Annotated in this window: 21 protein-coding genes; 15 read left to right on the forward strand and 6 right to left on the reverse strand. The window is 48.5% G+C overall.

What is annotated here, in order from left to right:
- The first annotated feature begins 941 nt into the window (after positions 1-941).
- Positions 942-2,015, forward strand: coding sequence for an NADPH dehydrogenase NamA (gene namA / locus H7F15_RS12285; RefSeq protein WP_185197286.1), 1,074 nt, complete (start codon positions 942-944; stop codon positions 2,013-2,015).
- A 367-nt stretch (positions 2,016-2,382) separates the two neighbouring features.
- On the opposite strand, the gene ligD is transcribed toward namA, so the two are convergent.
- From ligD to H7F15_RS12300, 3 genes are all read right to left on the reverse strand, one after another.
- The gene (gene ligD / locus H7F15_RS12290; RefSeq protein WP_185197287.1) at positions 2,383-4,917 is read right to left on the reverse strand and encodes a DNA ligase D; all 2,535 of its coding nucleotides are present in this window, start codon (positions 4,915-4,917) and stop codon (positions 2,383-2,385) included.
- 160 nt (positions 4,918-5,077) lie between these two features.
- Positions 5,078-5,863 (reverse strand): Ku protein, encoded by a 786-nt coding sequence (locus tag H7F15_RS12295; RefSeq protein WP_185197288.1) that lies wholly within the window; start codon positions 5,861-5,863, stop codon positions 5,078-5,080.
- 26 nt (positions 5,864-5,889) lie between these two features.
- Complete coding sequence (locus H7F15_RS12300) at positions 5,890-6,225, reverse strand: hypothetical protein (RefSeq protein ID WP_185197289.1); 336 nt, start codon at positions 6,223-6,225, stop codon at positions 5,890-5,892.
- Between the two features lie 150 nt (positions 6,226-6,375).
- Here H7F15_RS12300 and H7F15_RS12305 point away from each other — a divergent pair, with 150 nt between their 5' ends.
- Positions 6,376-7,674, forward strand: coding sequence for an NCS2 family permease (locus H7F15_RS12305; protein WP_185197290.1), 1,299 nt, complete (start codon positions 6,376-6,378; stop codon positions 7,672-7,674).
- Here H7F15_RS12305 and H7F15_RS12310 read toward each other — a convergent pair.
- Positions 7,671-8,396: a Mut7-C RNAse domain-containing protein gene (locus tag H7F15_RS12310; RefSeq protein WP_185197291.1), complete on the reverse strand. Its 726-nt coding sequence runs from the start codon at positions 8,394-8,396 to the stop codon at positions 7,671-7,673. The two genes, H7F15_RS12305 and H7F15_RS12310, sit on opposite strands and share 4 nt — an antisense overlap.
- Before the next feature lie 180 nt (positions 8,397-8,576).
- Between H7F15_RS12310 and H7F15_RS12315 the strand changes: the two genes are divergently transcribed.
- Positions 8,577-11,054 carry a penicillin-binding protein 1A gene (locus tag H7F15_RS12315; RefSeq protein WP_185197292.1) on the forward strand — a complete coding sequence of 826 codons (2,478 nt, stop codon included), beginning with the start codon at positions 8,577-8,579 and terminating at the stop codon, positions 11,052-11,054.
- A 644-nt stretch (positions 11,055-11,698) separates the two neighbouring features.
- On the opposite strand, the gene H7F15_RS12320 is transcribed toward H7F15_RS12315, so the two are convergent.
- Entirely contained in the window at positions 11,699-12,160 is a 462-nt protein-coding gene (locus H7F15_RS12320) for a DUF4268 domain-containing protein (protein ID WP_185197293.1), read from the reverse strand.
- A 43-nt stretch (positions 12,161-12,203) separates the two neighbouring features.
- A complete protein-coding gene (gene glgX / locus H7F15_RS12325; RefSeq protein WP_185197294.1) occupies positions 12,204-14,378 on the reverse strand; it encodes a glycogen debranching protein GlgX in 2,175 nt (724 codons plus the stop codon).
- Positions 14,379-14,638: 260 nt separating this feature from the next.
- Here glgX and H7F15_RS12330 point away from each other — a divergent pair, with 260 nt between their 5' ends.
- The 12 genes from H7F15_RS12330 (at position 14,639) to nuoK (ending at position 25,633) form a co-directional block, all read left to right on the forward strand.
- A complete protein-coding gene (locus H7F15_RS12330; protein WP_185197295.1) occupies positions 14,639-15,076 on the forward strand; it encodes a CBS domain-containing protein in 438 nt (145 codons plus the stop codon).
- A gap of 41 nt (positions 15,077-15,117) precedes the next feature.
- The gene (locus H7F15_RS12335) at positions 15,118-15,549 is read left to right on the forward strand and encodes an NADH-quinone oxidoreductase subunit A (protein WP_185197296.1); all 432 of its coding nucleotides are present in this window, start codon (positions 15,118-15,120) and stop codon (positions 15,547-15,549) included.
- A gap of 131 nt (positions 15,550-15,680) precedes the next feature.
- On the forward strand, positions 15,681-16,319 hold the full coding sequence (locus H7F15_RS12340) for an NADH-quinone oxidoreductase subunit B (RefSeq protein WP_185197297.1): 639 nt from the start codon (positions 15,681-15,683) through the stop codon (positions 16,317-16,319).
- A gap of 181 nt (positions 16,320-16,500) precedes the next feature.
- Positions 16,501-16,773 carry a DUF4242 domain-containing protein gene (locus H7F15_RS12345; protein WP_185197298.1) on the forward strand — a complete coding sequence of 91 codons (273 nt, stop codon included), beginning with the start codon at positions 16,501-16,503 and terminating at the stop codon, positions 16,771-16,773.
- 96 nt (positions 16,774-16,869) lie between these two features.
- Positions 16,870-18,621, forward strand: a complete 1,752-nt coding sequence (gene nuoC / locus H7F15_RS12350) for an NADH-quinone oxidoreductase subunit C/D (RefSeq protein WP_185197299.1) — start codon at positions 16,870-16,872, stop codon at positions 18,619-18,621.
- Positions 18,622-18,692: 71 nt separating this feature from the next.
- Complete coding sequence (gene nuoE / locus H7F15_RS12355) at positions 18,693-19,157, forward strand: NADH-quinone oxidoreductase subunit NuoE (RefSeq protein WP_185197300.1); 465 nt, start codon at positions 18,693-18,695, stop codon at positions 19,155-19,157.
- Positions 19,158-19,174: 17 nt separating this feature from the next.
- The gene (gene nuoF, locus H7F15_RS12360; RefSeq protein ID WP_185197301.1) at positions 19,175-20,476 is read left to right on the forward strand and encodes an NADH-quinone oxidoreductase subunit NuoF; all 1,302 of its coding nucleotides are present in this window, start codon (positions 19,175-19,177) and stop codon (positions 20,474-20,476) included.
- The gene (nuoG, locus tag H7F15_RS12365; RefSeq protein WP_185197302.1) at positions 20,458-23,193 is read left to right on the forward strand and encodes an NADH-quinone oxidoreductase subunit NuoG; all 2,736 of its coding nucleotides are present in this window, start codon (positions 20,458-20,460) and stop codon (positions 23,191-23,193) included. The genes nuoF and nuoG overlap by 19 nt, the downstream gene beginning before the upstream one ends.
- Complete coding sequence (gene nuoH, locus H7F15_RS12370) at positions 23,163-24,125, forward strand: NADH-quinone oxidoreductase subunit NuoH (RefSeq protein ID WP_185197303.1); 963 nt, start codon at positions 23,163-23,165, stop codon at positions 24,123-24,125. The genes nuoG and nuoH overlap by 31 nt, the downstream gene beginning before the upstream one ends.
- 137 nt (positions 24,126-24,262) lie before the next feature.
- Complete coding sequence (gene nuoI / locus H7F15_RS12375; protein WP_185197304.1) at positions 24,263-24,778, forward strand: NADH-quinone oxidoreductase subunit NuoI; 516 nt, start codon at positions 24,263-24,265, stop codon at positions 24,776-24,778.
- A 4-nt stretch (positions 24,779-24,782) separates the two neighbouring features.
- Positions 24,783-25,328 carry an NADH-quinone oxidoreductase subunit J gene (nuoJ, locus tag H7F15_RS12380; RefSeq protein ID WP_185197305.1) on the forward strand — a complete coding sequence of 182 codons (546 nt, stop codon included), beginning with the start codon at positions 24,783-24,785 and terminating at the stop codon, positions 25,326-25,328.
- The gene (gene nuoK, locus H7F15_RS12385; protein WP_202923385.1) at positions 25,325-25,633 is read left to right on the forward strand and encodes an NADH-quinone oxidoreductase subunit NuoK; all 309 of its coding nucleotides are present in this window, start codon (positions 25,325-25,327) and stop codon (positions 25,631-25,633) included. Before nuoJ ends, nuoK begins: the two co-directional genes overlap by 4 nt.
- The last annotated feature ends 6 nt before the right edge of the window (positions 25,634-25,639 follow it).

Below are 25,639 nucleotides of genomic sequence, written 5' to 3' on the forward strand. Positions count from 1 at the left end.
TCCACCTCAGCCACTACCTGGAGCTTAAAGCCTAAGGTATAATCGCGCTGACTACGCTTGCTTTTTTTCTCTGCTACTTTTTCCATAATAGGTTAATTTTAATGTCAACCTATTTTAGGACGGGACAATTTAAGCTTAAAAGCCGCTCGAACTATAGTTTGAGCGGCTTTTTGTTTGTCTGAATCAGGATTTACAGGATGAAAGGATTTTTAGGATTGGAGTTTAGCTATAAGTTCACAACTATAGTTTCATAGTTGCTGTAGATCAAACCACCCCTGCCCCTCCTTATCCAAGGAGGGGAACCCTAATATTGCTATAGGCTCAGCTACAGTTCTATAGTTTAAGACCACAAGCAGGACAGGTTTACCTGTTCCTTTGCGACTACAACCACGAGAAAAGCAGATCTGCTTTGACTAAGAGCAAGTAAAGCAATTATAGTTGCTGCCGTAGCTATCGAATGTATTATCAGTCTTTGGGTTGAGCGCCTTTGACTTGTTGCGGTGCCGCAGGCAATCCGAGGCACGAGGATAGCAAGAAGGCAGCAGCGCGATGCCCGAAGACGGGGCCTCCCGGCCCAGGAGGGAGCCAACGAAACTATAGCACTGTAGGTATGTAGAGCTCCCAGGAATAAAAGAAGCTATGGAATTGATGGCTTGTTTCGGTTAGTAGGCAAGGCAAACTATAGAGCTATAGCCTTTGAGTATCAACTATATTCTGAAATAGATTTCTCACTTTGTTCGAAATGACAGAAGAGTAGAAATGAGCTATCAGACATATAAGATGTCACGGCTGCGCTCGACATGACAAAGCTGAAACTTTAGCACAAGTATATTCCACTGACTTCGCTTGGGATAACGTGCAAAACGCCAAATCCATAATATTTATAAACTTTCTGAATCGCTTGTAGTTGTTATAAATTGTAACCAATAGCTCAATAAAGAATGGCCAATTTGTTCACTCCATTAACTATAAAAAACATCATCCTTAAAAATAGAATTGCTGTATCACCGATGTGCCAGTATTCCAGCGAAGATGGCTTTGCGAACGACTGGCATTTGGTGCATTTAGGAAGCCGCGCCGTAGGTGGTGCCGGGTTGGTAATTGCGGAAGCAACTGCTGTGTCGCCGGAAGGCAGGATTACACCAGATGATATTGGTCTTTGGAAGGATGAACATATTCCGATGTGGCAGCGCATTAATGCTTTTCTGGAAGAACATGGTGCTGTTCCGGGTGTACAGTTAGCGCACGCAGGCAGAAAAGCAAGCCATAAAAGCCCATGGAAAGGTGGGAAAGCATTAACTCCTGAGGAAGGTGCCTGGCAAACAGTTGCCCCAAGTGCCATCCCTTTTACAGACGCAGAGCCAGCCCCACTGGACTTAGACAAAGCAGGTATTCAGAAAGTGATCTCTGATTTCAGGGCGGCGGCAGTAAGATCCCTGGAAGCCGGCTTTAAAGTAATTGAGATCCACGCGGCCCATGGTTATTTACTCCACGAATTTTATTCTCCGCTCAGTAACAAACGTACCGATGAATACGGAGGCTCTTTTGAGAATCGTATACGCTTGCTGTTGGAAGTAACCGAAAGTGTAAAGGAAGTTTGGCCTACTGATTACCCGCTATTTGTGCGCATTTCAGCAACCGACTGGACCGAAGGCGGCTGGACTGGTGAAGACTCTGTAGCGCTGGCAAGAATTCTAAAAGAGAAGGGTGTTGACCTGATCGATTGCTCTACTGGAGGTAATGTACCGGCTGCCAAAATTCCGGTGGGTCCACTGTACCAGGTGGCGTTTGCAGAGAACATCAGAAAAGAAGCAGGTATTATGACCGGAGCAGTCGGCATGATTACGACAGCGCAGGAAGCGGAAACTATAGTTACAACCGGCCAGGCAGACATCGTGTTACTGGCCCGAGAACTTCTTCGCGACCCGTACTTCCCGATGCATGCTGCCCTGGAACTTGGCTACGACCATACCTGGCCATCGCAGTACGAGCGGGCAAAGCCACGGAAGTCATAATTGTCTGAACCGGGATTAATAGGGATTTAGTGAATTAGACAGATATTGTAGAGACGCAATACTTTGCGTCTCCACTTTGAAACTATAGGTCTGAATGAGGAATGGCCCTGTTTTGATATACAGGATGAGCCAGAAAATAGCGTCTTCCTGAAAATCTATTCACCCCCCTAATCCCAAGTTTCATTTTGTAAATAATAGTAACTATAGCGCGAGCGTCATCGCTCGTGTCGAACTATAGTTTGGGCCTCCGGCCCAGTTGGATCACAGATCCAACAATAACAGATAAGTCACGGATCACAGATCCGCGCCAGCAAGAGATAATTCCTATTAATCCATCTAATCCACATTAATCCCGGTTCAGACAAAATTAACCAAGTTTCTCCAAGCATTGCTGCAAATCAATACCTTTGCCTAGTACTCCTTTAAACAAATCGCCTTTTTCCTTAATCCGTGCCGGTACATTTCTGATGGTGAATGCTTCCGGAGTTAAGCCTGGTTTTACTTCATCCCAACCGAGCGGTGTGGAAACAGAGGCTCCAGGCTTTGGCCGAACGGTATAGGCTGTAGCTATAGTTTGGCCAATTGAATTCTGCAGAAAATCCAGGTACACTTGCTTTCTTCGCTCTTTCGGACTGCGCTCCAGGCTGGTGAGTTTCGGCAGTTTTTTGTGTATCAGTTGCGCTACCAAATGGGCAAAATCACGTGCCTGATCGAAACTATAGTTTGCGCCGAGCGGTACGAAAATATGCATACCTGTTGCGCCAGATGTTTTGCAATAAGCTTCTGCTCCTGCCCTATCCAGCACTTCTTTCGTAGCCAGCGCCACTTCTACCACATCATCATAGGTATTTTCCCCCGGATCTAAATCTATCACCATGTAATCCGGTCTTTCTAAATCTGATATTCGGGAGTTCCAGGGATTAAGCTGAATGCAACCCAGGTTGTTCATATAGGCCAACGTGGCTTTATCATCGCAAACAAGATATTCCACATCTTCCCCAGTGCTTTCAGCACGTAGTTTTATAGTTCGTACCCAATCCGGTGCATTTGTTACGTCCTTCTGGAAAAAGCCGGGTTTTACAATGCCTTCCGGGTTGCGGAAAAGGGACTGTGGTCTGTCCTTCAGGTAAGGCAAAATGACGTCGGCTATAGTTTGATAATAGTCTATGATATCGCCTTTTGTAATCTGCTCATCGGGCCAGTATAGTTTATCCAGGCTGCTGAACTGTACTTCCTGACCGGCTATAGTTTGAGTCGTCCGGTTTTTGTCTTTTGCTGTCGCCACTTTCTTCGTCTCCGTCTCTTTTGCTTTAGGTTGATGTTCTGCTTCTTCTACTGCTTCAGTGGTATGGATAGCTTTTTCGCGCACTACATCAGTAGCTTTTTTGTCTTCGCGCAATCCTTCATAGATCGCCTGTCGCATGATGCCTTCCTTTGTCCATTCGGCAAAGGTTATTTCTGCAACCAACTCTGGCTTAACCCAGGTGGCAGGGGCATTTGGCTTTACCTTGCCCACAAACGGCGATTCAGGCTGTACCAGTTTATCAAGTTTAGCTTTCAGCGCTTCCAGCGATTTAGTGTTAAAGCCGCTCCCGCTCTGTCCAACATAGGTAAGCTTTCCATCTTCATACACCCCGAGCAACAACGCGCCGATGTGTTTGCGTTTGCCCTTTGGTTCTGTAAAACCGGCGATTACGGCTTCCTGGCGCATGTGTGTTTTGATCTTGAGCCATTCTGGGCTACGCTTGCCGGTGCGGTATGGACTGTCGGCTTTTTTAGCCATAATACCTTCCACATTATTTCGCTGTGCTTCTTTAAAGAAAGCTACCCCATTTCCTACCACATGGTCAGAGTAACGCACTGCCGGCAACTCATCAACTAACAATTCTTCTAAACGTTTTTTACGCTCCAGCAAAGGCAGGTCTCGCAGGTCTTCTCCATTTAAGTACAGCAGGTCAAATACATAAAAGTAAAGATGCTCCGATGGCGTATTCTGGTAATTTTGCAGCTGCTGAAACGTCGCATATCCCTTATCATTTAGCACCACAATTTCACCATCCAGCACCGCATCCTGCCCCAGCTGTTTTAAACCATCCAGTATGGGTTTATAAGTTTCGCCATAGGATTTACCGTTGCGCGAGTATAGTTCAACGTTGTCACCCTGCACTTCGGCCACTGCCCTGAAACCATCCCACTTTATTTCATAAATCCAGTCATCGCCATCAAAAGGACCGTCGGTGAGTTTCGCCATCATGGGCACAATATGGTGCGGCATCTTTGCCTTTTTAGCGGTTGGCTTCGTCTTGGTTGATTTAGCAGAAGCACTTTTAGAAACCGACTTTGCAGGTGTTGTTTTAGGGATTCTGCCTAAGTGCTCTTCGCTGTCATAAGCATCTGCAACGGCATGATCGTCTTTCTTCTTCACCAGCAACCAGGCACCTTCCTGCCGGCCTTTCATTTTTATCAGTGAGAAAGCTCCCTGTAGTTTATCTCCATCCAGCACAAAACTAATGCTTCCGTTTTCCAGCCCCTGCAACAGCAGCTTCTCCCCTTCTTGCGGATTGTCGGTTTCAACAGAACTATAAAAGCCTTCGTCCCAGATATCCACATGCCCGGCGCCATAGTTGCCTTCCGGTATATCACCTTCAAAGGTGCGGTATGAGTACGGATGGTCTTCTACCTGCATAGCTAGGCGCTTGTCTGCCGGGTTCATAGACGGACCTTTAGGCACTGCCCAGCTTTTGAGCACGCCTTCCATCTCCAGCCTGAAATCGTAATGCAGTGTGGATGCCTGGTGGCGCTGCACCACAAATCGCAGCTGGCCTTTATGTTTCTGCTGCTTTCCTTCCGGCTCGGGTGTCTCGCCGAAATTACGCTTCTGGTTATATTGCAGTAAAGCCATGGTTTGGTTGCTGGTTGTTAGTTGTTGGTTGTTAGAATTAAGGGAGTCAATGATTTTATGTTGTTTATAGTTTGCTATAGTATTACCAGTTGCAGCATAAAAGTCAGTTTAACCATTCTAAAAAGACCTAATAACTAACAACCAGCAACCAATAACTATACTAAGATGCCCGCATGCGTGGCTGCCCAGAACTCAGGCTGGCCTTGAGCTGAGCCATCAGGTCTTTTGTTTTGGTTGGGATGGTTTCCACCTTTTTAGCTGTTGGTTTCTTTTTGCCTTTTGCTTTGGCCTCAATGGTCTTCATAAGCTTTTCGGTATAGGTATCGCGGTAGTCGCGTATGTCGAAATCGGTAGTAAACTGGTTGATGAGTTCTACGGCCATATCTAACTGCGCGCCGCCGATGTCTACTTTATGTGGTAGGTCCAGGTCTTCGGTTTTGTTCACTTCTTCTACAAAGCGTAGTTTCTGCAACACCAACGCATCGCCCAGCGGCCTGATCACCGCCAGATCTTCTTTGCCACGCATTACCACAGTAGCAATACCTACCTTGCCGGTTTTGCGCATGGCATCGCGCAGCAAACCATAGCCGGTTTTGTTGCCTTTTTCAGGAGTCAGGTAATAAGGCTTTTTAAAGTAGATCTCGTCTATGTCTTCTTCCTCTACAAAAGAATCCATTTGTATGATGGTGTTTTTTTCCTGTTCGGCGCGTTCCAGTTCTTCATCGGTCAGCTCTACGTATTTGCCTTCGTATTTATAAGCTTTCACGATCTCGTTATAAGGCACTTCTTCGCCGGTTTTCTCGTTCACACGTTTGTTGCGCACACGGGCATGGTTACGGCGGTCAATCAGGTCGAAGTCCAGGCGACGATCTTTGGTGGCGCTATACATTTTTACCGGGATATTTACCAGGCCAAAGCCCAGCGATCCCTTCCAGATTGTTCTCATAGTTTTATAGTTTGTGTTGTTTATAGTTAGCTTCGGGTGTCAAGGTTTTTGCCCATATCCGGCACTTGCCGCATAAAGGCCTCTACCTGAGAATCTGAATAGGGACCATAGGCGTCTGAAATGGTACCTTTCTCACCGGTATTGGTTTCCAGCACATAAAGTATAGCCATGTCATCGGGGTTGCTTTCGCCTTCAAACCGGTAAAAATTCACGATCTTTAGCTGGTCCGGACCGAACTTCAGCTTGCTGTCCATAGTGTGCATCAGGCCATCGTCACCAACCATAAAATCGGTAGTGTACCCTTCCTTACGTACGTGGGCAAGTACATTTATAAGTGTTTTTAACTGTTCTTTATCCTGCATTTCCGGGGTTGTTTATATGTTTAATAGACTTTAACGCTATAAGTTGCTATAGGTATAGCATTTAGCTTTTTTATGCTTTGCTAAGGCGTATTTTTAATACTTTTGCGGGATTACCGTAAGGAGTTTATAGTTGCCAAACCTGCGTTACCTATGCCTGACTTTTTCGAACTGAAGAAAAATAACACCACGTTGCAGACCGAGCTGTTTGCCGGAATTGCATCCTTCCTGGCCGCATCCTATATCATTGTCGTTAACCCGGGCATACTCAGCGAAGCCGGGCTGCCATTTTCGGGCGTGCTCACGGCTACCGTGCTGGTATGTTTTATAAGTAGCGTGGCGATGGGCCTTTATGCCCGGAACCCTGTACTGATCGCGCCTGGCATGGGCCTGAATGCTTTCTTTACTTACTCCGCTGTTATCGGCATGAACATACCGTGGACTGTTGCGCTGGGAGCAGTGTTCTGGTCTGGCATTGTGTTTCTGCTGCTGTCGGTGTTCAACATCCGCACTTACATTATTAAAGCTATTCCAAAGCCGCTACGTTATGCCATTGCCGCCGGTATCGGTTTATTTGTTACCCTGATCGGGTTGGCAAATGCACGCTTTATAGTTCAGGCTCCCGGAACTATAGTTGGCGTAAACGAGCTGAGCCCTGCTATCATCACCTTCCTGGTGGGTTTACTGATTACAGCGGTGCTTCTGGTTAAAAATGTAAAAGGTGGAATCCTGATCGGGATCATCGTCACTACCTTCCTGGCTTACCCCCTAGGCCGCTGGTGGGGTACCGAAACGATCGTTAATTTCCAGGGCATCTTTTCGGCACCGGATTTCAGCCTGCTCCTGAAACTCGACCTTGTAAATTCGCTGCAGTTTGCGTTGTGGCCCGTAATTTTCGCCTTTGTTTTTACCGATCTGTTTGATAGCCTGTCGACATTTGTAGGATTGGCCGAAGCCGCTAACATGGTGGATGAACATGGCGAACCGCTCAACATTAAACGTTCGCTGTTTGTGGATGCCGTGGCTACTACCATTTCGGGCTTGCTGGGTTCCAGTCCGGCTACAGCCTACGTGGAGTCAGCGGTAGGAATTGAAGCGGGCGGCCGCACAGGACTGACTGCGGTAGTGGCTGGCATGTTGTTTCTGCCTTTTCTGTTTCTGGCTCCTCTTTTATCAATGATTCCCGCGATTGCCACGGCTCCGGCGCTGGTGCTGGTTGGGGCGTTTATGATCCGCCCGGTTATACGGATTAACTGGCTGCACCTTAGCGATGCGATACCGGCTTTCCTGGCGATGGTGCTGATTCCCTTTACTTATTCTATTACGCAGGGCATTATTTGGGGCTTCCTTAGCTATACCTTGCTAAAAGTAGTTGATGGCGAGTACCGCAAAATTCCGATCACACTCTGGATCATCGATGTGTTCTGCGTGCTTGCCTTATTTGTGCACTAAGCCAAGTTATTGATAAACTGCTGCATGCGCTCGTAATGGGAGCCTTTCCAGTAAACGCGCCGGCAGTGCTGGCACTGGTAAAATTCGTGAAAGTATAGTTTGGTTTTAGGTGGAAGAAGCTCCTGAACCTGCTCTTTAGGCACCTGAACTATAGTTCCGTTGCAAACCATGCAGCGTGTAAAAACACTAAACTCACCAGCTAAACTATAGTAGCGGATCACTTCCAGTAACTGCTCTTCCGGTTGCTGTGAACGGAGCCAATAGCCATGAACTATAGTTTTGTATTTCAGGATGTTTACGCCACGGCTCAGCAAGATCCGGTTTTCTTCTACAGCTATCCTTACCAGTTCTTTTTCAGAGAGTTCGGGATCGAAAAAGGTATCAAAACCCAGCAGCCTAAGAAACCGCACCAGCTTGCCTAAGTGTACATCCAGCACAAACCGGTAAGGCAGACTATAGGTTGGGGTCAGGTTTATAGTTGCCGGAAAGCCTTTTGGGTAAACCTCTACTTCATCGCTGGGCTGTAATTTATAGGTAAAGTCTACTTTATTGCCATTTACAACTATAGCATTTACTTCAGGATGCGGCACGCCCATAGCTTCAATGGCATCTTTTACAACCGGGTTTTCCGGGAAACTATAGTTGATCCAGCTTTCCTGTTCCTGTTTAGGTAGAAAATCATTCAGCGAAGCATAAAATTTAAAATGCGCCGTACCTGCCATAATTAGGTTATAGTTAAACTATAGATACGTAACCTACCCACGGAATTTAAACTATAATTGCACAATTTTACCGGCATTTACGTTACTAACCGGACCCGGAAGTGGCGCAGTATTTGTGCAACACCTACCAACTGCCTCAGCTTAAAACTATAGTTGCGGGCAGCGAATTTAACAGCATACATGAAGCGAGCGCTTTTAAAATTAATCAGACTTATCGTTATCGGCATCCTGGAGCCACTGGCCAGGTTTATGAAGGTAGAATGGTCGGCCTTTTTCAGGAGTCAGAAACCGAAACTAACTATAGCTTACTGGGAACAGAAATGGGCTCGGCTGCGCACCTTTAATTGGCAGCGCGACCGCAGATCAGTACTGCGTATTGCTTACCGAACAGGCCTGTACCTGGTGCTGCTTTTCACGTTTTTTTACCTGCTGGTATACATGGGTGCGATGGGTGCCATGCCCTCGCGTAACGAGCTGAAATCGGTGCAGAACAACACGGCTTCGGAAGTATATGCTGCCGGTGGTGAACTGCTGGGCCGCTATTACATACAGGACCGTACCAACGTGAAGTACAGCGACATTGCCCCTGCTGCCATTCATGCGCTGGTTGCCACCGAAGATGCCCGTTTTTACGAACATGCCGGTGTAGATGTACGCAGCCTGGGCCGGGTTATAGTTAAGTCGATATTAATGCAGGACCAGAGTGCCGGCGGTGGCAGTACGCTTAGCCAGCAGCTGGCCAAAAACCTGTATCCTCGCAAAAATTTCTGGTTCTGGGATATGCCGGTAAACAAGCTCCGCGAGATCATTATTGCCCGTAAACTGGAAGGCATCTATAGCAAAGAAGAGCTGCTGGAACTATACCTGAATACGGTGCCGATGGGTGGAAACCTATACGGCATCGAGCGGGCATCCAGCCGTTTCTTTAACAAATCAGCAGCAGACCTGAAAATTGAAGAAGCAGCCGTGTTGATTGGCATGCTGAAAGCTACCACCACCTATAACCCACGTCTTAACCCCGAAAAGTCGAAAACAAGACGTAATGTGGTGTTGAACCAGATGGTGAAATATGGCTACCTGGAAGCTGACAAAGCCGAAGAACTGAAGAAGAAGCCCCTGAAACTGGACTATAATGTAACCAACCACAACGATGGCATAGCACCTTATTTCAGGGAGCAACTTCGCCTGGAACTGGTAGAATGGGTGGCAACCAAAAAAAATAAAAACGGCGACCCTTATAACCTGTATACTGATGGTCTGAAGATCTACACCACGATTGATGCCGGTATGCAGGCACACGCCGAAAAAGCTGTTCGCAATAAAATGGCGGCCTTGCAACTCACGTTCGATGCCCACTGGAAAGGCCGTAATCCGTGGGGCCGCGATGCAAACTTTTTACAGGAAGCCATGCGCCGAACCGACCGCTACAAAAAAGCCAAAGCCAACGGAAAAACCGATACCGAGATAATGGAAGCTTTCCGGAAAGAGCGGCCGATGAACGTTTTCAGCTGGCAGGGTAACAAGCAACGCACCATGTCGCCGATGGATTCGCTGGCCTATTACCAGAAATTTCTGAATGCTGGTTTACTATCGATGGACCCGTACACCGGCGAAATAAAAGCCTGGATAGGCGGCATCAACCATCATGTTTTCAAGTACGACCATGTGCGTTCTCGTCGCCAGGTAGGCTCTACGTTTAAACCTATAGTTTATGCCGCAGCCTTAGAGCGTGGCGTAGCGCCGTGTACCTGGTTCCCGAATGAGCGGGTGGTATATTCGGAATACGATGACTGGTCGCCCAGAAATGCGAATGAGCAGTATGGAGGTGAGTATACCATGCGTGGCGGACTGGCCCATTCTGTAAACACGGTCTCTGCGCAGGTAATGATGAAGGCCGGTGTGAACAAAGTAGTAGATGTGGCACATCGGTTAGGAATAAAAAGTGATATCCCCGAAGTGCCATCTCTTGCGCTGGGCGTGGCAGATCTGTCGCTTTATGAAATGGTAAATGCCTATGCAACTATAGCAAACCAGGGGTATAAAATAGAGCCTATTTATATCAGTAAGATAGAAGACCGAAGCGGTAAAGTACTTTTAAAGAATGACCTGGACAGGCCTGTGCGAAGGGCTATCTCAGAGTCTAATGCGGCCATTATGTTGTATTTGATGCAAGGTGTGGTAGAAGAAGGAAGTGCGGCAAAACTACGTTCCCAGTTTGGCTTGCAGATGGATATTGCAGGCAAAACGGGTACGACGCAGGATCATGCCGATGGCTGGTTCATCGGCATTACGCCGAACCTGGTTACCGGTGTGTGGGTAGGCGCCGAAAGCCCGAAAGTCCGTTTCCGAACCTTAGCATTAGGCCAGGGTTCCAATACAGCCTTGCCTATCTGGGGCGATTTTACCAGACGTGTTGCCATTGATCCTGGCTATGAAGGTTATTACAGAAGCCAGTTCCCGGAGTTGTCGCCTTACCTGCAAACCCTGGTAGATTGCGCCTCTTTCCGGGAAGAGCCGCCACACAAAGGCTTTTTAGACAGGCTGTTCGATACGTTGGGTGAAAAAGTGAAAGATACTTTTAAAGACTGGAAAGAAGAGCGTAAAAAGCGTCGCGAGGAACGCAAGCGCGAGCGGGAAGAGCGGCGTAACCGGGATTAAGGTTGTTTGAATCTTTAAATAGGGCCCCTACCCTAGATGAATGGATTTTCAGGATCTGGGCTTTTGCTATAGTTATAGTTACAGTTCTATAGTTGCTTTAGGTCCAACCACCCCTACCCCTCCTTATCCAAGGAGGGGAACTCTGTCTTCGCTATAGTTTGAACTATAGTTCTATAGTTACAGACCACGAACAGGACAGGTTTACCTGTCCCCTCAAAATTATAGACACGAGAAAAACCGGTCTGCTATAACTACAAGCAGGTAAACCAACTATAGCTAAGGCAAAAGCTATCGAATGTGATATCAGTCTTTGGGTTGAGCGCCTTTGACTTGTTGCGGTGTCGCAGGCAATCCGAGGTACGAGGATAGCAAGAAGGCAGCAGCGCGATGCCTGAAGACGCGGCCTCCCGGCCCCAGAGGGAGCCAAATAAACAATAAAACAGTAGGCTCTTAGAGCTCCCAGGATTAGAGGTAACTATAAACAATGACTTGGTTCAAGTAGTAGGCAAAGCAAACTATAGAACTATAGCTTTTCAGCATCAACTATAAACAGAGATAGATTTCTCACTCTGTTCGAAATGACAATAGTGGAAGTATAAGACATATAAGATGTCTCGGCTGCGCTCAACATGACAAAAATGCTCTTACTTCAACGCTTCAAAACTATACTTTGCATCGCTCCAGAACTCATCCAACGCCAGAATACGTGGCTTAAAGAATGATATCAGTTCGGGCCAGTCATCCTTATTGAAAACATTAACCGGAGATATTTCCCTGTAAATGCGGCTTATCGTCCTGCCTTCTTCATCCAAACTGTGCATTTCCCACTCCCACTCTTCTCCAAGCGTTTCGTGGAGCAGGGTTTTCAGCTCCAGGAACTGCTCGCAGTACAGTTCCTGAATTTCCGGGTCCGGGTGGGTGAGCTCGATGCCAATGTAGGCAGTTTTCTTTTCGGCGCGCATCCGAAAGTACACATGTTTAAAACCGGTCTTATAGTTAGACCAGTTGGTACGGTAACCATCTGCCGATAAATGCGGAGCGATATACTGCCCAAAGGTTGTCCAGAAAGCCTGCCGTAGTTGTGATGCCTGTTCGCGGGTATACATGCTGCAATTTGGTGATATCTCCGTAAAAACAGAACATACGGCCCTACATCTTTATAGCTTCTTTATGGGCCTGCGCTGCTACCTTAGGGAGTTTTTTGGTCTGAGAATGCAACAATACCACCGACCGGGGCCCTACTACAATGGTTTTGCCGGCGCTGTATAATTTGTCGTTTCCATTAACGTGTCCGGTGGTTGTATCTATCAGTTTGCTCCACTGCGTACCGTACTTTTTGGGTGGTAACTTATACTTCAGCGCTTCGTGGTGGGCATTAAAGATCACATAAAAATCATCGTCCATAATGGCTTCACCAGTCGGGCCGACACTACGCAGCCCGTGGCCATTCATGTACACAGCCAGCGACTTGGCAAAATCGTTGTTCCAGTGCTGTTCGTCCATTTCGGTGCCTTCCGGTAAAAACCAGGCAATATCTTCCACACCCAGGCCTTTAATTGGCACGCCCTGAAACCAGCGGCGGCGGCAGAAAACCGGGTGCTCTTTGCGCAACTTTATCAGTTGGCGGGTAAACTCCAGCAGTTCTTTGTCTGCCTGCTCCCAATGTAACCAGGAGACTTCGTTGTCCTGACAATAGGCGTTGTTGTTGCCTTGCTGTGTGCGGCTTATCTCGTCTCCGGCCACCAGCATAGGCACGCCCTGCGATAAGAACAAGGTGGTCAGGAAATTGCGTTTCTGGCGCTGGCGCAGTTCAACTATAGCTTTGTCGTCAGTCGGGCCTTCCACTCCACAGTTCCAGGAACGGTTATGGCTTTCGCCGTCCTGGTTGTTCTCCCCGTTGGCTTCGTTGTGCTTTTCGTTGTAAGATACCAGGTCGTTCAGTGTGAACCCATCGTGCGCTGTCACAAAATTGATACTGGCAGTCGGTCGTCTGTAATCGTCCTGATACAGGTCGGAGCTACCAGTAAAACGCTCAGCAAATTCAGCCAGCATGCTATCGGCGCCACGCCAGTAGTCCCGGATGCAGTCTCTGTACTTGCCGTTCCACTCCGTCCAGCCAGGCGGGAAATTACCAACCTGGTAGCCGCCCTCTCCTACATCCCAGGGCTCTGCAATTAGCTTTACCTGCGAGATAACCGGGTCCTGGTGAATGATATCGAAAAAAGAACCCAGCCGGTCTACTTCGTGAAGTTCGCGTGCCAGTGTGGCAGCCAGGTCGAAACGGAAGCCATCCACGTGCATCTCCAGTATCCAGTAGCGCAGACTGTCCATGATCAGGCGAAGCACGCTGGGCAGCATCACGTTCAGTGTATTGCCGGTGCCGGTGTAGTCCATATAATAGCGCGGGTCCTCGGTCAGGCGGTAATAGGCCGTATTGTCTACCCCTCTAAAGCACAGCGTAGGCCCCAGGTGGTTGCCTTCGGCGGTATGGTTGTACACGACGTCCAGTATCACTTCTATGCCCGCCTTGTGCAGTGCCCGCACCATTTCCTTAAACTCCCGCACCTGCTCCCCTAACTGCCCTGAGCTGGAATAACGCCCATCCGGCGCAAAAAATCCGATCGTATTATAGCCCCAGTAATTGGTCAGGCCTTTTTCTACCAGGTGGCGATCCTTTATAAAATGGTGTACCGGCATCAGTTCAATGGCAGTTATACCCAGATCCTGCAGGTATTTTATAATAACCGGGTGTGCCAGCGCCGCATACGTGCCCCGTATCTCCTCCGGAATTTCGGGATGCAGATAGGTCAGGCCTTTTACATGCGCTTCGTAAATAATGGTTTTGTGGTACGGGATCTTCGGCGCTTTGTCGCCCTGCCAGTCAAAGTTCGGATCAATCACTACAGACTTGGGTAGGAACGGGGCACTGTCGGATTCGCTGAAGCTCAGGTCCTCGGCCTGATCGCCGACTTTGTAGCCAAACAGCGAGTCGTGCCACTCTACGGCACCGGAAATAGCTTTGGCATAAGGGTCGAGCAACAGTTTATTGCTGTTAAAACGATGTCCTTTGGCAGGGTCGTAGGGTCCGTGCACGCGGTAACCGTATAATTGGCCTGGTTCTATGCCTGGCAGGTAAGTATGCCAGATCTGGTGGGTGCGCTCCACCATCGTTATCTTCATCGATTCTTCTTCACTGGTCACATCGTTGAACAGGCACAGCTCAACGCCAGTAGCATTCTCGGCAAACAAGGCAAAGTTTACACCTTCACCATCCCAGGTGGCGCCCAGCGGGTACGGTTGGCCCGGATATACAGGTAGACTCATACAGTAGCAACGTATTGGTTATTGCCTTTAAAATGAGATAAAAGCATCCTTGGTATACTTTATTGCTTTCAAATAGTTAGCACTTCTGCCTGGCAAAAGCTCTGTATTTTATCCGCTGTAAACCTTTGGCAACTACAAGCAACTATAGTTCAGGCAAAATCAATTACAGTATTTTGCAGATATATTTTTTACTTTTTTTTTATTATGTTCGTATATAACCTTAAAATATTCAAATTAACTTATTTACGGAAGGGGGAAGTATGGGCACCGTAAGATGCATTCTGCAGAAAAAACAGGGCGATGTTATCTCTGTAAGTCCGGACACAACCGTTTACAGTGCGCTCGAAAAAATGGAAGAGAATCATATCGGTTCTCTGCTGGTAATGGATAACGGCCGGTTTTGCGGCATCCTTACCGAACGCGATTATGCCCGCAAAGTGATCCTGAAAGGGAAGTCGTCTAAAGAAACACTGGTCAAAGAGATCATGACTGCGCATCCCGCCACCGTATCTCCCGACACAACCATGGAGCAATGCATGGCCCTCATGACAAGCAAGTACATCCGGCACCTGCCGGTTTTTGATAATTACAATCTGGTTGGTATTGTCTCTATCGGTGATATTGTAAAATACATGATAGAAGAACAGCAGTTTATTATAGAAGAGCTGGAACATTACATTACCGGCCACCAGGAGTAAGTATTTTATAGTTTGGCGTGCAGTAAAAAACCAGAAACGTTATGGACGCTTCGGAAGTGAATAATGTGCCTTTGTGGCCCCTGCTGGTATATGGTGCTATAGTTCTAAGCCTTGTTGGAGCTATACTTGGCATTTCGTATGTGCTGGGCCAGCGAGGCAAAGGCCGCGCCATGACAGAGCCTTACGAAGGCGGTATTGTTAGTGAAGGTTCTGCCCGTATCCGTTTCTCCTCGCAGTTTTACATGGTAGCTATGCTATTCGTGATCTTTGACGTGGAAACCGTCTTTATACTTTCCTGGGCAATTGCTTTCAGAGATTTAGGCTGGTATGGGTATGCCGGCGTAGCCATATTTATGGTGATGCTGGTAGTTGTACTGGTTTACGAATGGCGCATGGGCGCCCTGGACTTTGGCCCGGATGGCAAAAAGATACTGGCAGCCTACAAACGCCTGTCGCAAAAACCGGTGATTTAGAAGTTAGATACTAGATTTGAGACAATAGCCTTATACTTCGAATAACGAGCAACGAATAACGAACAACGACACTCCTCACCCTAATGCACTGACGAAACACGACATACGAAACACCAAACACGAAAAAGCCTATGAAATGGTGGCTTAGTAAACCGGACGAACCTGCCAACGCCGTAAAGGGCACCAGCTCTTACGAAGAAACCGTGCAGCAAAGTATTATGCTCACCACCGTGCAGGATCTGATAGCCTGGGGACGCAAGAATTCTATGTGGCCATTCCACTTTGGCTTGAGTTGTTGTTTTGTTGAGATGGCTACTTCCATGACGCCCAAATATGATGTGGCCCGTTTTGGAGCAGAAGTAATCCGCGGCACTCCCCGCGAAGCAGATATCATGATCATTGCCGGTACCGTTTTCATCAAAATGGCCCCGATCATCAAGCGATTGCACGAACAGATGATGGAACCGAAATGGGTGATCTCGATGGGCTCCTGTGCCAACTCCGGCGGTATGTACGATATCTATAGTGTGGTGCAGGGCGTGGATAAATTCCTGCCTGTAGATGTGTACGTACCTGGCTGCCCTCCCCGCCCCGATGCGTTTATGGAAGGGCTGATGTTACTGGCAGAAAGTGTAGGTAAAGAACGACGCCCACTCAGCTGGACCATTGGCGAACAAGGTGTAATAAAACCTGAAAAGATAGATGTGAAAGCACGCAAACGCGAACGCTGGGACCAAATGACGGAGTTTCGGTCGCCGGATGAACTATAGGTAGTTTGGGAGTTTAGGAGTTTAGGAGTTATAGAGTTTAAGAGTTTGGAAATGTAGAGACGAAATATCCTGCGACTCCGCTATGAAACTATAATTCTGCAGTAAGAAGCAAAAGTATAAAACCGACCTCACAGCGTCTTCCAGATCTGTGAGCGTCTGATAAACTATAAAAGTAAAAGCTATGCCTAAATATGTAATCGAGCGCGCTATTCCGGGTGCAGGTAACTTATCTGCCGAAGAATTAAAAAAGATTTCTCAGACCTCTAACAGTGTGCTTCAGGACATGGGGCCGCAGATACAATGGGTGCAGAGCTATGTAACCGGTGATAAAATTTACTGCATTTACAATGCGCCCAACGAAGAGATGGTACGCGAACATGCCCGCAAAGGTGGGTTTCCAGCAGACTCAGTAAGCGAAGTGAAAACGATCATAGATCCGGTTACAGCAGAATAAGTAGCTATAACAACGAATATATTTACCATAATAAAGCAAATTTAGAATTAGCATGAGTTAACAATTTACTGGTCCCCTCAATTAAAGAACCTGGCCATGGAAAACAACAGCAGCACATTACTACAGCTACAGGCACGCTTCGGCGAAGATACTTTTACGCAGCAGACAACCAAAGATGAAATGCTCACGCTTTGGATGCCGATGGATAAAATTGTGGACGTGCTGACTTTCCTGAAAAAAGAAGTTACCGAGCCGTTTAAGTTGTTGTTTGACCTGACCGCTATAGATGAGCGGACCAAAAACCATGGCGCCAACCACGTTCCAAAATCCAGCTTCATATTAGTTTACCATTTATTTTCTTTCCCCCGAAATGAGTTTATTCGCTTAAAAGTAGCCTTGGTGGGCGATTTCCCGACAGCACCAAGTATAAGCAGCCTGTGGGCTAATGCCAATTGGTACGAGCGCGAAGTATACGACATGTTTGGCATCCGTTTTTCCGGTCATCCGCACTTGTCGCGTATACTTATGCCACGCACGTGGGTAGGCCATCCGCTCCGTAAAGAACACCCGGCCCGCGCCACTGAAATGGGCCCTTTCCAGTTGTATGACGACAAAGTTGATCTAGAGCAGGCAGCACTGAAATTCCACCCGGAAGAATGGGGATTACAGCGCCAGAGCGACGACAGCGACTTTATGTTTCTGAACATTGGTCCGCAGCACCCTGGCACGCACGGCGTTCTAAGAATTATACTTCAGTTGGATGGTGAAGACATTGTAGATGCCATACCTGATATTGGTTTCCACCACCGTGGGGCCGAGAAAATGGGTGAGCGCCAGTCGTGGCATACCTATATTCCTTATACTGACCGCGTGGATTACCTGGGTGGCGTGATGAACAACCTGGCTTATTTACAGGGCGTGGAAAAACTGGCGGGGATAGAAGTACCGGAACGGGTTAAGTATATCCGTGTCATGCTCTGCGAACTCTTCCGGATTGCCAGCCACCTGGTGTGGTACGGCACCTTTGCCCAGGACGTAGGCCAGCTCTCCCCTGTGTTTTACATGTTTACCGACCGCGAAAAGATCTTCGATATCATAGAAGGCATCTGTGGTGGGCGTATGCACCCGAACTGGTTCCGGATTGGTGGCGTAGCACAAGACTTGCCAATAGGCTGGGAAAAGTTGGTGCAAAGTTTTATTGATTACTTCCCGAAACGGCTGAAGGAATACGATGCCATGGTAATGAAGAACAGCATCTTCAAAGCCCGCACCGTTGGCATCGGCATTTTTACCGCTGAAGAAGCCATTGAATGGGGCGTGACGGGGCCAAACCTGCGCGCCTGCGGTATGGACTGGGATTTCCGTAAGAAGCGTCCATACTCTGGATACGAACTATTTGATTTTGAAGTGCCAGTTGCCAGTAACGGCGATTGCTACGACCGGGCTATAGTTCGTGTAGCTGAAATGCGTCAGAGCCTGAGAATAGTTGAGCAGTGCCTGAAGAACATGCCAGCAGGCCCGTTCAAATCAGATCATCCGCTCACCACGCCGCCAGTCAAAAAGAATACTATGCATGATATTGAAACACTCATCACGCACTTTTTAGGTGTGAGCTGGGGACCAGTTATACCTGCCGGCGAAGCCATGAGCTGCATAGAAGCTACCAAAGGAGCCAACGGCTACTACCTGACCAGTGATGGCAATACATCGCCGTACCGGGTGCGCATCCGCACTCCATCGTTCCCGCACATGCAGATGCTCCCCTACATCAGCAAAGGCTACACCGTCGCCGACCTGCTGTCTATACTCGGAGCCATGGATTACGTGCTGGCAGACATTGATAGGTAAGAGTTAAAGAGTTTAGGAGTTAGAGAGTTATAAATTAGTCATTAGTCATTATTAATTCATCATTAAAAGCCATGCTTACTGCTGAAGAGAAACATCAGATTGACCATGAAATAAGCCTGGTGCCGGCACCTAAAAATGCCTGCATTGAAGCGCTGAAGATCGTGCAGCAAAACCATGGCTGGATCTCAGATGAAAGTCTGAAAGACGTGGCCGATTATGTGGGGATGTCTTCAGCTGAACTTGACAGTGTGGCTACGTTTTATAACCTGATCTTCCGCAGGCCGGTTGGTCGGCATGTGATCCTGCTCTGCGATAGCATTAGTTGCTATGTAATGGGCTACGAAGGAATAAAAGAAGCACTGCACGAAAAATTAAACATACAGTATGGCCAAACAACAGCAGATGGCCGTTTTACTTTGCTCCCGAACTGCTGCCTTGGTACCTGCGACTGTGCCCCCGCCCTTATGATTGACAACGACCTGTACCGTAACCTGACGGTGGAACAACTGGATGAGATCCTGAACAAGTATACTTAACCCAAACAAGCGGGCCTATGGAGAAGCCGCTTACCCAACACATTGTACCCGGTCGCGCACCACTCAGCTTAAAGGAGTATGAGAAGGTGGGCGGTTACCAGTCTGTGCGTAAAATTCTGAAGAAAATGACACCCCAGGAAGTACAGGCACTGGTAAAGGAATCGGACCTGAAAGGCCGTGGCGGAGCTGGTTTTAACACCGGCTTAAAGTGGAGCTTTGTGCCGATGGGACCCGATACAGCCACACCAAAATACTTGGTAGCCAACGCCGACGAAATGGAGCCCGGCACCTTCAAAGACCGCGTACTTTTAGAAGGAAATCCGCACCAACTGATTGAAGGCATGATCGTGGCTGCTTATGCAATACAAGCAAGTATAAGTTACGTTTTTTTGCGTTGGGCTTATAAAGTAGCTGCCCGCGAGATCACCAAAGCCATTCAGGAAGCATACGACGCAGGTTACTTAGGTCAGAATATATTGGGTTCCGGCTTTAACCTGGACATGCACCTGCACACCGGTGTTGGTCGCTACATGTGCGGCGAAGAAACGGCTTTGCTTAATGCATTGGAAGGCAAACGGGCTAACCCAAGAGCCAAGCCACCTTTCCCGCAGGTGAGCGGTTTGTTTGGCAAGCCTACTATAGTTAACAACGTGGAGACGCTGTGCTGTTTGCCGCATATTGTAAACAATGGCGCGGAGTGGTTTAAAGGATTGGGATTAACAGCTGATGCAGGGACCAAGCTTTTTGGCGTGAGCGGAAGAGTTAAAACACCCGGCTGCTGGGAGCTGCCGATGGGCACCACGATACGGGAGATTTTGGAAGATTATGCCGGCGGCATGCAGGACGGTTACCTGTTCCGAGGACTATTACCTGGCGGCGCATCAACCGACTTTTTAGTGGAAGAACACCTGGACCTGCCGATGGATTACTCTTCGATACAAGCCGCTGGAAGTCGTATGGGTACAGGCACTATGATCATCATGGACGACCAGACCTGCCCGGTTGGCTTTACACTGAACCTACAGCATTTCTTTGCACAGGAGTCGTGTGGGTTCTGTACACCTTGCCGCGAAGGGCTGCCCTGGGTAGAGAAAATTTTACTGGCCATAGACAAAGGCGAAGGCAAACCGGAACACCTGCTGACACTTGATTTCCATACAAAATACCTTGGTCCCGGCAACACGTTTTGCGCGTTGGCACCCGGCGCCATGGAACCCCTGCAGAGTGCTCTGAAATATTTCAGAGAAGATTTTGAACGGCACATTCACGAACACCACTGTCCCTGGAGCAAAGCAAAAGCATGGCAACCATCTATATAGATAACACCCCCTTCGAAGTACCGACCGGAAAGAACCTATTGGAGACTTGCCTAACACTGGGCCAGGATGTACCCTATTTCTGCTGGCACCCGGCCATGGGCTCTATCGGCGCCTGCCGCCAGTGCGCGGTAAAGGTGTATAAAGATGAAAATGATACCAACGGCAAGCTCTTTATGTCGTGTATGGAGCAGGTGCGCGACGGTATGCGCATCTCCATAGCTGATCCCGAAGCTAAGGAATTTAGAGCACATGTTATTGGCTGGTTAATGACCAACCATCCCCACGATTGCGCCGTGTGCGACGAAGGCGGCGCCTGTCACTTGCAGGACATGACCGTGATGACCGGCCATAACTATAGAAACTATACATTTGATAAGCGCACCTACATAAACCAGTACCTAGGCCCGTTCCTGAACCATGAGATGAACCGCTGCATACAGTGCTACCGCTGCGTGCGCTACTATAAAGACTATGCCGGCGGCAAAGACCTGGATGTATTTGCAGCCCATAACCATTTATACTTTGGCCGTGCTGAAGATGGTGTGCTGGAAAGTGAGTTCAGCGGAAACCTGGCAGAAGTTTGCCCGACCGGAGTATTTACTGACAAAACCTTAAAGCAACACTATACACGCAAATGGGACCTGACCATGGCCGCATCAGTGTGCCACCACTGCAGCTTGGGCTGTAACATTACGGCTGGTGAACGCTACGGAACCTTACGCAACATCACCAACCGCTATAACGGCGAAGTGAATGGATACTTCCTGTGCGACCGTGGTCGCTTTGGCTATGAGCACGTGAACAGCGTAAGCCGCATCCGCAAATCCTTGGTCCGCAGTAACCTACCAGAAGCTACCGATAAACTAACCGCTTTGCAGGCAGCAGCACAGGCCATGCGCCAGGGCAGTGTTATAGGCATTGGTTCACCACGCGCATCGCTGGAGTCTAACTTTATGCTGAAGACTTTGGTAGGAGAAGATAATTTCCACCATGGCGTATCCGACACAGAACACGACCTGACAGAACTCTCGCTGAAGATACTCCGTGAAAGCAACGCCCCTACTCCAAGTATGCGCGAAGTTGAGAAAGCGGATGCCGTATTTATACTTGGCGAAGACCTGACCAACACCGCTCCTATGCTGGCACTTGCTGTACGGCAGGCAGTTAGGCAGGAACCGTTGCTGGAGCAGGTATCCAAAGCCAACATACCGGTTTGGCAGGATGCAGCTGTGCGCGAACTAGTACAAACAGAAAAAGGTCCCTTGTTCATTGCCGCACCAACTATAACCAAACTGGACGCACTGGCAACCCAAACATATTTCTCTGACCCTGATGCTATTGCCCGTTTAGGCTTTGCGGTTGCCAACATCATTTACCCCAAATCGCCGGGCGTGCGTGGCTTAAAGAACGATGACATGCACCTGGCGCAGCAGATTGCTGATGCCTTGATGAAAGCTAAAAACCCGGTTGTAATTTCTGGTACATCATCTGGTAGCGAAGCTATACTTAAAGCAGCCGCAAACATCGCCAATGCCTTAATCGCCAAAGAGAAAGAAGCAGGTATAGTGCTTACCTTACCAGCCAGCAACAGCATGAGTTTAGCCATGTTAGGCGGCCACCGATTACAATCTGCTTTTGAAGCGGTAGAGAATGGCTATGCTGATACAGTTATTATACTTGAGAACGACCTGTACCGACAAGCCAGCGAAGGCGCAGTTACCAACTTCCTGAAATCCTGTAAAAAAGTGATCGTGCTGGATTACCTGCACAACCAAACTACCGAACATGCCGATGTGTTGCTGGCTGCCGGAGCATTTTCAGAAGCAGACGGCACACTCATTAACAACGAAGGACGGGCACAGCGCTTTTACCAGGTACACCCAACTATAGAAGACATACAGGAAAGCTGGCGCTGGCTTGGTGAACTCGGAACTATAGTTGCCCACGACCAGATTAGTTGGTGGCACGGCTACGACGATATTCTGAGTGCTATAGTTAAAGAACACCCGGAAATGAAGGGAATAGAAATGGTAACGCCACCTTCTGATTTCCGCATTGCAGGCCAAAAGATACCGCGTGCGCCGCATCGTTTCAGTGGCCGTACTGCTATGCGGGCAAACATCAATGTAAGTGAACCAAAACCTGCCGAAGACCCGGATTCTCCGCTATCCTATACCATGGAAGGCTACCGGGGCCAACCACCTTCTGCTATGATTCCGTTCTTCTGGGCACCGGGCTGGAACTCAAACCAATCTGTGAACAAATACCAGCAGGAAGTAGGCGGACATCTGAAAGGCGGTGACCCGGGAATCAGATTGATAGAGCCAAATCCGGAACACAAGTTCTCGTACTCGGCAGCTGTTCCTGAAAAGTTCGAGCCAATGGACGGGCACCTGTTTATACTTCCGATGCACCACATTTTCGGGTCTGAAGAATTGAGTGCACAAGCTGCTGCCATACAGGAGCGCATACCTGAACCATACATTGCAATTAACACCGACGATGCGCTACGCATGAAGCTGGACGAAGGCCAGTTGATGCCATTTGCCATTGACGGAAATCTCTACCAGTTGCCAGTAAAATTAAGCCCAACTATAGCCAGCGGCACCGCCGGTTTACCTGTGGGCTTGCCTGGAGTAAAATTTGCCGAATTACCTGCCTGGGCCATCCTAAACCGAGAACTGCAATGGAAACAGCAGCACCAAACTACTTACTGATCATCGGCGGCGTACTCTTCGTAATGCTGAATGTGGCAGCCGCCCTTATCTGGGTGGAGCGCCGCATGCTGGCCCTCTGGCAAGACCGCTATGGCCCGAACCGTGCTGGTCCGTTTGGCTTACTCATCATAGCCGCCGACTCCATCAAGCTGTTCTTTAAACAGGACTGGGTTCCGCCTTTCTCGGATAAACCGGTGTTTGTACTGGCCCCGGCTATAGTTGTGATCAGCGTGCTGCTAAGCTTTGTAGTGATACCATTTGCACCCGGAATTGTAGTGGCCGACCTGAATATCGGGTTGCTTTTCTTCCTGGCAATGTCATCGATGGGTGCTTATAGTATCATCCTGGGTGGCTGGGCTTCTAATAACAAGTATAGTTTGCTGGGTGCCATGCGCGGCGCGGCGCAGATGATCTCCTACGAAGTTTTTATGGGACTCGCGCTGATGGGCGTGGTGCTGATGGCTGGCTCTTTTAACCTGCGAGAGATCGTGGAAGCGCAACGTGGTCTATGGTTCTTTATTCCACAGATACTAGGCTTTGTGATCTTTTTTATCGCCGGCATCGCCGAAACGCACCGCCTGCCCTTTGATATTCCGGAAGCGGAAAGTGAGCTGATCGCCGGTTTCCACTCGGAGTATTCGGGCATGAAGTTCGGGATGTTCTTTATTGGAGAATACATGGGCATCACGCTCATTTCCTGCATGCTGGTAACGCTATACTTCGGCGGCTGGCTTGGCCCTGATTTTCTGCCGCCTATCGTGTGGTTCATCATCAAAGTAGTCGCCTTCCTGATGATCTTCATCCTGCTGAGAGCATCTATGCCAAGACCAAGATATGACCAGTTGATGGAATACGGCTGGAAGATATTGCTACCACTGACATTGGTTAATCTGATGATTACTGCTGCTGTGGTGCTGTGGATGGAAGGGTAATAATTAATTAAGAATTAAGAATGACGAATTACGAATGACGAATTATGAATGATTACACATTGTCATTTCGAGCCTCCTACCGTCGAGATGACAAAGAATAAAATGTCAATACACAAAGTATAAAGAAAGGAGCAGCTATGTTTAGTTTGTTGCGCAGTATGTGGCTCACATTTCTGCATGCATTTCACAAGCGGGACACCATACAGTACCCCGAGCAGAAAGCTATACTTCCTACCCGTTGGCGCGGCCGCATTGTGCTCTCCCGCGACCCGGATGGTGGAGAGCGCTGCGTAGCCTGCAACCTGTGTGCTGCTGCCTGCCCCGTAGATTGTATCTCGCTGCAAGCTACCGAAGACGAAACCGGCCGCCGTTACCCGGAATTTTTCCGCATTAACTTTTCGCGATGCATTTTCTGTGGCTACTGCGAAGAAGCCTGCCCTACCTACGCCATTCAACTTGTCCCTGATTTTGAAATGGGAGAATATAACCGCCAGAACCTGGTGTATGAGAAAAAAGACCTGCTGATAAACGGGCAGGGCAAGTACCACGGCTACAACTACTATAAAGTAGCGGGCATGGCCATCGGCGGAAAAGACAAAGGCGAAGCTGAAAATGAGCGGCCGCCGGTTGATGTTAAAAGCTTAATCCCTTAAGTCCATGGAACTGACATTTTACATCGCGGCAGCAGTTGCCACACTTGCTACCATCCTAACGATAACCCGCTACAACATCATCCACGCGCTGCTATACTTAGTGGTTTCTTTCCTGGCAGTGGCGGTGGTGTTTTTCACGCTTGGTGCTCCGTTTATGGCTGCGCTCGAGATCATCATTTACGCCGGTGCTATAGTTGTACTCATCATTTTCGTGATCATGATGCTGAACCTGACGCACGAAGATGTAGACAAGGAAAAAGAATGGCTGACACCAAGGGTTTGGGTTGGTCCGGCTATACTTTCGCTTGTGCTACTAGCCGAGCTGGCCTACATTATTTTAGCCCCTGATACACAACCTACCGAAGCCTTGGTGGCCGTAGATGCCAGGTTAGTGGGCATGTCGTTGTATGGGCCTTATATGTTGGGTGTGCAGTTGTGCGGTATATTGTTGATGGCCGGTATAGTTGGCGCATACCACCTGGGCCGCCAGAAGAAAAAAGTGGTGCACCGGTTCTTACAACCAAAAGAAGAAAGGAGCGCAGCCATATGACACCTGCACACATGGAAGCCGCACTTATGCTGGCAGGCGTACTTTTTATGCTGGGCCTGATCAGCGTTCTCATCCGCCGCAACATCATCTTTATGCTCATTTCTGTCGAAATCATGCTCAACGCTGCCGGGCTGGCTTTTATAGTTGCCGGCTCTAAATGGGTGCAACCCGACGGGCAGGTGATGTTTATTTTTATACTCACTATGGCTGCTGCCGAAGTGTCGGTGGGGCTCGCGCTTATACTTCAGATCTATCACCAGCTCAAAACCCTGGACAGTGATGCCGCTAACTTAATGAAAGGATAACCAACT

The sequence above is a fragment of the Pontibacter sp. Tf4 genome, assembly GCF_014212495.1.
GTDB lineage: Bacteria > Bacteroidota > Bacteroidia > Cytophagales > Hymenobacteraceae > Pontibacter.